10 protein-coding genes and 1 pseudogene are annotated in these 7,852 nt (G+C 31.5%); 10 read left to right on the top strand and 1 reads right to left on the bottom strand.

Annotated elements, in window-relative coordinates; genetic code table 11:
- Window positions 1-68: 68 nt before the first annotated feature.
- The gene (locus NE054_RS06205) at window positions 69-986 is read right to left on the bottom strand and encodes a TolC family protein (protein ID WP_297889874.1); all 918 of its coding nucleotides are present in this window, start codon (window positions 984-986) and stop codon (window positions 69-71) included.
- Window positions 987-1,133: 147 nt separating this feature from the next.
- Between NE054_RS06205 and NE054_RS06200 the strand changes: the two genes are divergently transcribed.
- The 10 genes and pseudogenes from NE054_RS06200 to NE054_RS06155 all read left to right on the top strand — a co-directional run.
- The gene (locus tag NE054_RS06200) at window positions 1,134-1,820 is read left to right on the top strand and encodes a DUF4198 domain-containing protein (RefSeq protein WP_297889872.1); all 687 of its coding nucleotides are present in this window, start codon (window positions 1,134-1,136) and stop codon (window positions 1,818-1,820) included.
- A gap of 59 nt (window positions 1,821-1,879) precedes the next feature.
- A complete protein-coding gene (locus NE054_RS06195; RefSeq protein ID WP_297889870.1) occupies window positions 1,880-2,929 on the top strand; it encodes a transporter in 1,050 nt (349 codons plus the stop codon).
- Between the two features lie 197 nt (window positions 2,930-3,126).
- Window positions 3,127-3,546, top strand: a complete 420-nt coding sequence (locus NE054_RS06190) for a hypothetical protein (RefSeq protein WP_297889868.1) — start codon at window positions 3,127-3,129, stop codon at window positions 3,544-3,546.
- A gap of 3 nt (window positions 3,547-3,549) precedes the next feature.
- A complete protein-coding gene (locus NE054_RS06185) occupies window positions 3,550-4,200 on the top strand; it encodes an energy-coupling factor ABC transporter permease (protein WP_297889866.1) in 651 nt (216 codons plus the stop codon).
- A gap of 394 nt (window positions 4,201-4,594) precedes the next feature.
- Window positions 4,595-4,741: a CbiQ family ECF transporter T component gene (locus NE054_RS06180; RefSeq protein WP_297889865.1), complete on the top strand. Its 147-nt coding sequence runs from the start codon at window positions 4,595-4,597 to the stop codon at window positions 4,739-4,741.
- A complete protein-coding gene (locus NE054_RS06175; RefSeq protein WP_297889863.1) occupies window positions 4,734-5,507 on the top strand; it encodes an ABC transporter ATP-binding protein in 774 nt (257 codons plus the stop codon). Before NE054_RS06180 ends, NE054_RS06175 begins: the two co-directional genes overlap by 8 nt.
- A 9-nt stretch (window positions 5,508-5,516) precedes the next feature.
- Complete coding sequence (gene nikR / locus NE054_RS06170; RefSeq protein ID WP_297889861.1) at window positions 5,517-5,933, top strand: nickel-responsive transcriptional regulator NikR; 417 nt, start codon at window positions 5,517-5,519, stop codon at window positions 5,931-5,933.
- Between the two features lie 13 nt (window positions 5,934-5,946).
- Window positions 5,947-6,690 (top strand): hydrogenase nickel incorporation protein HypB, encoded by a 744-nt coding sequence (gene hypB, locus NE054_RS06165; RefSeq protein ID WP_297889859.1) that lies wholly within the window; start codon window positions 5,947-5,949, stop codon window positions 6,688-6,690.
- Window positions 6,691-6,693: 3 nt separating this feature from the next.
- Window positions 6,694-7,290, top strand: coding sequence for a TetR/AcrR family transcriptional regulator (locus tag NE054_RS06160; RefSeq protein ID WP_297889857.1), 597 nt, complete (start codon window positions 6,694-6,696; stop codon window positions 7,288-7,290).
- A pseudogene (locus tag NE054_RS06155) lies at window positions 7,266-7,852 on the top strand (Ni/Fe hydrogenase); the annotation flags it as partial. The gene NE054_RS06160 and the pseudogene NE054_RS06155, both read left to right, overlap by 25 nt.

The raw sequence follows: 7,852 nt of genomic DNA, 5'->3' as shown, positions 1-7,852 counted from the left end.
TCCAGTGGTAGTTTTACTTTATGATACCACTGGAGGTTTTTTATTTCATCTTTTTTTCGAATTGGAAATTAGGGTTGAATCAAATTTATTTTTGATTTTAAAATCTCTCCTTGATTTCTGTCAAAAATAGGAATAGGAATACTAAAACCTATTCCTATAAAATTGTATTTCTCTGCCAATCCATCAAACTCTAAACCTACTGTAATATTTGGAATAGCCATAGCTTTATTGAGGTCTATCTGAACTTGGGATGCTTCGATGTATGTTTTACTACTTTTTATGTCATATCTATTTTCCAAAGCTTTGTTTATTACTTGATTTATATCAAACTCTTTACTATCATGTTTTATATCTGGAATTTCTATATCATCAAAATCATAATTTATTAAAAATCTCAAATACTCTTTGTCTTTATTAAAGTTTTCTAAATTACTGTAATAATCTTTCTGATAATCCAACATACTTAGTTTCAACTTCTCATAATCTAAAGCTGACAAAAACCCTTTTTCATACTGAATTTTTGCTATTTCTAAAATTTTTTGATAATCTTGTAAATTACTTTTTGAGTTTTCCAATTCTAGTTTATCGTAAATAAGTTGTGTGTAAGCGTTAAGATAATTGTTTATGTAGTCTTTTAAAGAAGCCTTGAAATTTAGTTGTGTGTACTGAAGCATTTTTTCAGATAGTTTAATTCTTAATCCTCTTTTATTTGCGGTTTCTATTTCTTGGTCTATCCGGAATGAATTTTGAGTGTTAGAACGGTCCATTAGATTCCTTATGTTGTAGTATGTAAAATTCGAAGTAAAAACTGGATTAGGACGAAGTTTAGCTGTGATTATGTCAGCTTTGGCTTTTTCTATCTCGTTTTTCTGAGTTAATATATCGTAGTTATTATTGATAAAAACATTCAAACCTTCTTCAAATTTCAGTGTTTGACTAAAAGAAACCGTAAAAGAAATCAACACCCCTATCAAATACTTTTTCATCTTAACCCCTATAAAAACTAATCAAAACACTATTATACAAAATAAATGTTAACAAAAAATTACAGCTTTTTAATGTTGACAAATGAATAAATGTTCATTAATATAATATTAATAATTTTAAATACTTATTATCAAAGGAGAGATAGAGTGAAAAAGCTATTAATTTCTTTTTTAATCCCCTTTGGTTTTTGTTTTTCTCATGACCTTTGGATAGAAAAAGAAGATAGTCAGTATATACTTTACTACGGACATCTTCATCCCACTCAAAATGAAGAGAGGTTTATAAAGTACAATCCTGAAAATGTGTTAGAGTTTGAATGCCTAAGGTCTGATGGAAAGGTTATACGGAAAAAGTTTGAAGAATCTTACCCTGCCAAACTCAAAGGTTCTTGTAGTGTAGTACTAGCTTTATTTTCCTCTGGCTTCTGGACCAAAACCATAAACGGTCTTAAAAACCTTCCAAAAGATGAAGTCCAAGGAGCTTTAGAATCTTGGCTATCTTATGAAAGCGTAAAAAGGATAGATAATTGGTCAGAAGATTTGAAAAAACCTTTAACGCAGGATATTGAGATAGTTTCTTTAGAAGATCCTTTAAGAACGAAAGTAGGAGATAAATTAACTCTCGTGGTTTACTATAAAGGAAAGCCGTTAAAAGATATAGCAGTAGCCTATGATGAACATACTATTGGTACTACTGACAACGAGGGAAGGATAAATGTAAGGATAAGAAAGAATGGACTTCAGCTTATAAGTACATCTATAAAAGAAAAGGCTGATGGCGTAAAAGCTGATTATGTAATAAAAACCGCTATCCTGTCCTTTGAGGTAAAGTGATATTGTTCCTTACATTACTTCTTGTATTGCTAGTTAGAACTTAACATAAGGGGGATATCATGGTTAAGAAAGTTCTTGTAAGTGTACTTTTGCTAAGTGGTTTTTCTTTTGCCCATCACGGTGTTGCTGCATTGGGTGCTGCCGGTCTTGAAGGTCCTGGTGCACCTCTGGAAACTTCAAGCTCCGCAACCTTACCTGAGGGTAGTTGGCTCTTTTACGCAAAACTTGACCATGTAAAGTGGAAAAAGTACTCCTTTCAGGACTTCCCAGACCAGAAAGATAGTTACGACTTCTGGATGTACGGTATAGGCTACGGCGTAAAGCCGTGGCTTTCCCTATACCTCTTTGTGCCTTACTATGTAAAGAAGGAACTCAAATCCATAAACGGCGGCCCTACGCAAGGGCAGTACTCTTACACCAACTCGGACTTTGCGGACATATCCCTCATGGCTGTTCTGGGTTTTAAGTACGACAAGGGCTTTAAGCTTGTTCCCAAGAAGGAGAGCCTTGATGACCTCATGGACTGGCACTTTACCGTGTACGGAGGTGTATCACTTCCTACTGGCAACCCTAACAAGTACGACAGGACAAGAGACCCAAAGGGTGAGTTTGAGCCTGATATGTCCACAGGTTTTGGAAAGCCTGCCATAACCCTGGGATTTACCGCTACTAAGCAGTTAATCAGCTTTCCAAAACTAACTTTTGTTTTTGATGCTAAATACATAAAGTTTTTTGAGCATACTTATAACTTTAAGGAAGCACCAGACTCTCCCAGAAAGAAGTACAAGTTTGGTGATGAGTTTAGGCTTAACACCGCATTAGCCTACAGATTCTATACGAATGTGGAAAAGAAGTTCCGTGCAGACGCTCTTTTGGAGACTAACTTTCAATACAATCAAAGGGACAAAGAAGACAGTGTAAAACTTGAAGGTAGTGGCGGCAAGATACTTTACGGGGTAGTTGGCACAAGGCTTTACTACAAAAATATATCCATAGGTGCTGGTATAAAAGTTCCCGTTTGGAAAAATCTTAACGAAGAGAGTCAGCAACAAGGAGGAGAAGGTAAAGAGCGTTACAGGTTTGTACTTACAATATCTACGCTATTTTGAAAGAGGAGATTATGTACGTGTTTGATGGATTTGTACCACAACAAGAAGGTATAAGTGCCTCAGGAGTAAGGCGCGGAGCTTACTGGTTAGCAATGTTTATTTTGCTAACCATAGTTCCTTAACCTAAAGGTATAGATGTTTATGAAAGGAATAAATGTCTATGCTAAGGGATACTCTTAATTTTGAGGTAAAATAATATGGCTTATTTATTTTTAGTTATTTTGTTTTTAATGAACTTTGCACAAGCTCATGATTTACAGTATTCTTTAAAAAAATTTAATAATAACATTGTTTTAATATCATTTTATTTTCCGGATGGTTCCAAATTTTCTTATGAAAGTTTTGAAATTTATAGGGAAGGGGAAAAAATACCATTTCAAACAGGAAGGACCGATGCATTGGGGAGGGTTGTTTTTATTCCGGATAAAGAAGGACAGTGGATTGTAAAAGTATATTCTGAGGACGGACATGGAACAAATGTAAAAATAAAAATAGACCAATCGCTTGATATTACAACTCAAGAAAGTTTATTTAAACGATACGAAAAAACGTTCATTGGAGTGGGTTTGATATTGGGGATAATCGGAATTATATCTTTATTTAAGTGTAGGAGGTAATTTATGCATGTACCGGATGGATTTATAGCTCCCTCAGTTTACATTCCGGCTTATATTGTAGATATAGGACTTTTGACCTACAGCTTAAAAAGCTTAAAATATAAGCTTAACGAAGATACTCTTCCTTTACTTTCTGTTCTTTCTGCTTTATCTTTTATATTGATGTCTATTACATTTCCTGTTTTAGGCGGAACATCTGTTCATATAACAGGTGTTGCCTTGCTGTCTATTGTTTTCGGATACTGGATAAGTTTTTTTTCTGTATCTTTGATTTTATTTTTACAAGCTGTTTTGTTTGGAGAAGGAGGAATAACATCTTTCCCTATCAATAGTCTTGCGATAGCTTTCTTTGGTAGTATTGCATCTGCTATAACCTTTAAAGTTTTAAATAGATTCTTAAAAGAAGATATATCTGCTTTCTTTTCCGGCTGGCTATCCATAAATATATCTGCTTTTTTAATTGCAGTTGTCTTAGGTATTCAGCCGATTATTGCTCACGACGATAATTGTAATCCTTTATACTTTCCTTTCGGACTGAATATTACACTATCCGCTTTAGTTATACCACACATTTTTGCTGGATTTATTGAAGGTTTTTATACAGCAATCGCTTATAAAATTCTTAAGAAAAAAAGGTTGTTTCCTTATGGATAAATACTTTTTATTAGGGTATTTCATATCCGTAATTTTAATATCTATAATACATAATCCTATAATTCTTTTGACTATAATAATAGTACTTTTTTTGATATCATTTAAAAATATAATAAAAATTTCAAAGAAAGTAATTCTTTCTACTATCTTTTTTACCGGGTCAGTCTCAGTTTTGTACTGCATATTCGGCATAATACAAAACAACCTTAATGTTGACTATTTAATTTTAATAAATTTAAGAGTTTTTACTCTCAACTATCTTTCATTCTTTGTATTCTCTAAAATAAATCTTTTTAAAGCTTTGTCATTTTCAAAAGATTTAAATTATGTTTTAATATTATCGTATGGTCAAATTTTGAACTACAAAAAATTGTTTGAAGAGTGGCAGTTATTCATGAAAAGTAGAGTAGTAAAACAATTATCATTCAGAGATTATTTGCAAATATACGGACATTTAACAGCTTTATTTTTTGAAAAATCTTTTAAGAATGCGAAAGAAATATCGTTGGCAATGAAATCAAGAGGTTTTTTTAATGATTGAATTAAAAGATATAACTTATAAAAATGATGGAAAAATTATTTTAGATAAAATAACTTTTTCTGTCAAAGAAAATGAAAAAATAGTCCTTTTAGGAATAAATGGAGTAGGAAAATCAACATTACTTAAAATAGTTAATGGACTAATTTTTCCATCTGATGGGAGATACTATTACGAAGGTCAAGAGATTACAGAAAAAAAGTTAAAAGATAAAGTATTTAATAAATTTTTTAGAAAAAACGTTGCTATGCTTTTTCAAAATCCGGATATAATGATTTTCAATCCAACAGTTTATGATGAAATAGCGTTTGGTCTTAAACAGTTTGATTTTGATAAAATAGATGAAAGAGTTAATTACTGGGCTGATATTTTTGGAATTAGTAAATACCTTAACAAATCTCCTTTCGATTTAAGTGGAGGAGAAAAACAAAAGGTATGTTTAGCCTCCATTTTAGCAATAGAACCAAAGGTATTACTTTTAGATGAGCCCACTTCTAACCTTGACCCTAAAACAACAGGATGGTTGATAGATTTTCTCAACGAATTAAGTATAACAATGATAATAACAACCCATAACCTTAGCATGGCAGGAGAACTTGCAGATAGAACGGTAGTATTAGGAGAAAATCATAGAGTACTTTATGATGGAAAAGTAGAGGATTTTTTAAAAGATAAAGATTTACTCATTAAGGCAAACCTTGTTCATATCCATAAGCATAGACATAATGGTATTCATCATGTACATTATCATGTACATGACTGGGATTAGGAGGTTTTCATGAAAGACTCAATAGTAAGAATCTCTCTTTCTATACCAAAAGAACTTGCAAATTTTTTAGATAATCAAGTTTTAAAAAACAATTACTCATCGAGGTCAGAGTTTATAAGAGACCTGTTAAGGGAAATTTCTGTGAATGAAGAATGGACGGAAGAAAAAGATGACGTTATCGGAATTTTAACAATTGTTTATGACCATCACAAAAGAGAACTTACCCAAAAGATGATAGACATTCAGCATAACCATTATTTGAATGTTTTATGCTCAACTCATATACATTTGGACCATTATAACTGCTTAGAAGTTATTATTATTAAAGGAAAGCCTCAGGAAATCATAGATGTTTCAAATAATATATCCGGATTAAACGGTGTTAAATTTGCAAAATTAATAAAAACAGCTAACATTAAACTTTAAGGAGGTTAAAACTATGTGTAAAGATTGTGGATGTTCTATTACAAAACATGAACACTCTCATCATCATGACCATCGTTTATCCAATCCGGTTATAGAGGATAAAAAAACAGTAGAAGTGATTACAAAAATTCTTGGCGCAAACGATAAACAAGCTCAAAGCAATAGAGAACATTTTGAAGAGTATGGAATTTTATCTTTTAACCTTATGAGTTCTCCAGGTTCAGGAAAAACAACCTTATTAGAAAAGACTATTGATTTATTAAAAGATAAGTATAGGATAGGTGTTATAGAAGGAGATTTAGAAACAAATAAAGATGCAGAAAGAATAAAAGCAAAAGGTGTTCCAGCTTATCAAATTACAACCGGTCAAGCATGCCATTTGGATGCTTTTATGGTTCATGATGGGATACACCATCTACCACTTTCAGACCTTGATATAGTATTTGTTGAAAATGTTGGTAATCTCGTCTGTCCTGCTTCCTATGATATAGGAACCCATATAAATGTTGTTTTATTATCTGTTCCGGAAGGAGATGATAAACCTGCAAAATATCCGATAATGTTTAGAAGTGCTGATATTGTTTTAATAACAAAATCAGATTTATTACCTTACTTTGATTTTAATATAGATAATTTAAGAAAAGAAATCAGAAAGATAAATCCAAAAACAGACCTTCTTTTTGTCTCTTCTAAAACTGGTGAAGGATTAGAAAAATGGATAAAATATATAGAGTTAAAAAAAGAGACGATGAGGTAGATGTTGTTAAGAAAACAAATAAGGAAAAGAAGAAAAGAAGAGATTGTAAATGTTGCTTTAAAACTTTTTTCAGAAAAAGGTTTTTACAACACAACTATTCCAGATATAGCCCAAGCTCTTGGAATGAGCGTTGGTAATTTTTACAATTATTTTGAATCAAAAGAAGAATTAGCGAAATATATAATGCAATATTCATCAAGAATACTTGGGGAAGAAATAAGAAAAATATCAGAGATGAATATATCAACGAAAGATAAAATAATTTTATTAGTAAAAAGATTTATTGAAATAGCTGAGGAAAGATCAGAGTTAATAGAATACTTTTTAAGGGTTTTTCTTTCGAACAGAGAAATATTTAAAGAAGGATGTGAAGGATTTTTATGTGTTAGTGATGTAGTTACAGAGTTGATGTTATTTTTAGAAGAAGGAGCAAGAAAAGGTGATTTAAAACAGCAAGATTTTTTTGCCGCATTTGTTACAGTTATGGGTCCGTTGGGAGGTTTAATATTTTTAAAAGGTGAAAATGTTTTACCCAAACGTCCAATAGAGTATGCAAAAGAGATAGGAGAAAATATTTGGCAAGCATTGAAAAAAAATTGAAAAACCTTTTATGGATTCAGGGTCTTACCTGTAACGGAAATTCCCATTCCTTTTTATCAGCAGAGGAGACTTTCTTTGAGTCTTTTTTAAATAATATAGATATTCTTTACCATCCTACCTTAACGGTAGAAAAAAATTTTGTGGAGATACTTAATGACATAAAATTACAAAAGAAAGAACTTGATTTTTTAATAGTGGAAGGTTCAATAGGGTTAAGAAAAGGAAAGGTCTTTTTTCAAGGGATAGATGTGTTTGATTTATTAAATGATTTAAAAGATAAATCAAACTTCATAATTGCTATAGGTAATTGTGCGGTTTTTGGAAATTTTCCAGCTTTAAATGATGAAGAAGTATCTGGGTTACAGTTTAGATTTAAAGAAAATATAGCTTTTTTTGATAAAGATTTTAAAACAAAATCTGGCTACCCAGTTATAAATATAAGTGGTTGTCCTGCTCATCCCGAATGGATAATAAGAACAATACTAACGCTAAATGCGGGTTTTGAGATTAAACTTGATAATCTCAATAGACCAAAAGATTTTTATATGTATCTTGCTCATAA

It is taken from the genome of Sulfurihydrogenibium sp. (assembly GCF_027448985.1).
GTDB lineage: Bacteria > Aquificota > Aquificia > Aquificales > Hydrogenothermaceae > Sulfurihydrogenibium.
This window is presented reverse-complemented; position numbering and strand designations above follow the sequence as displayed.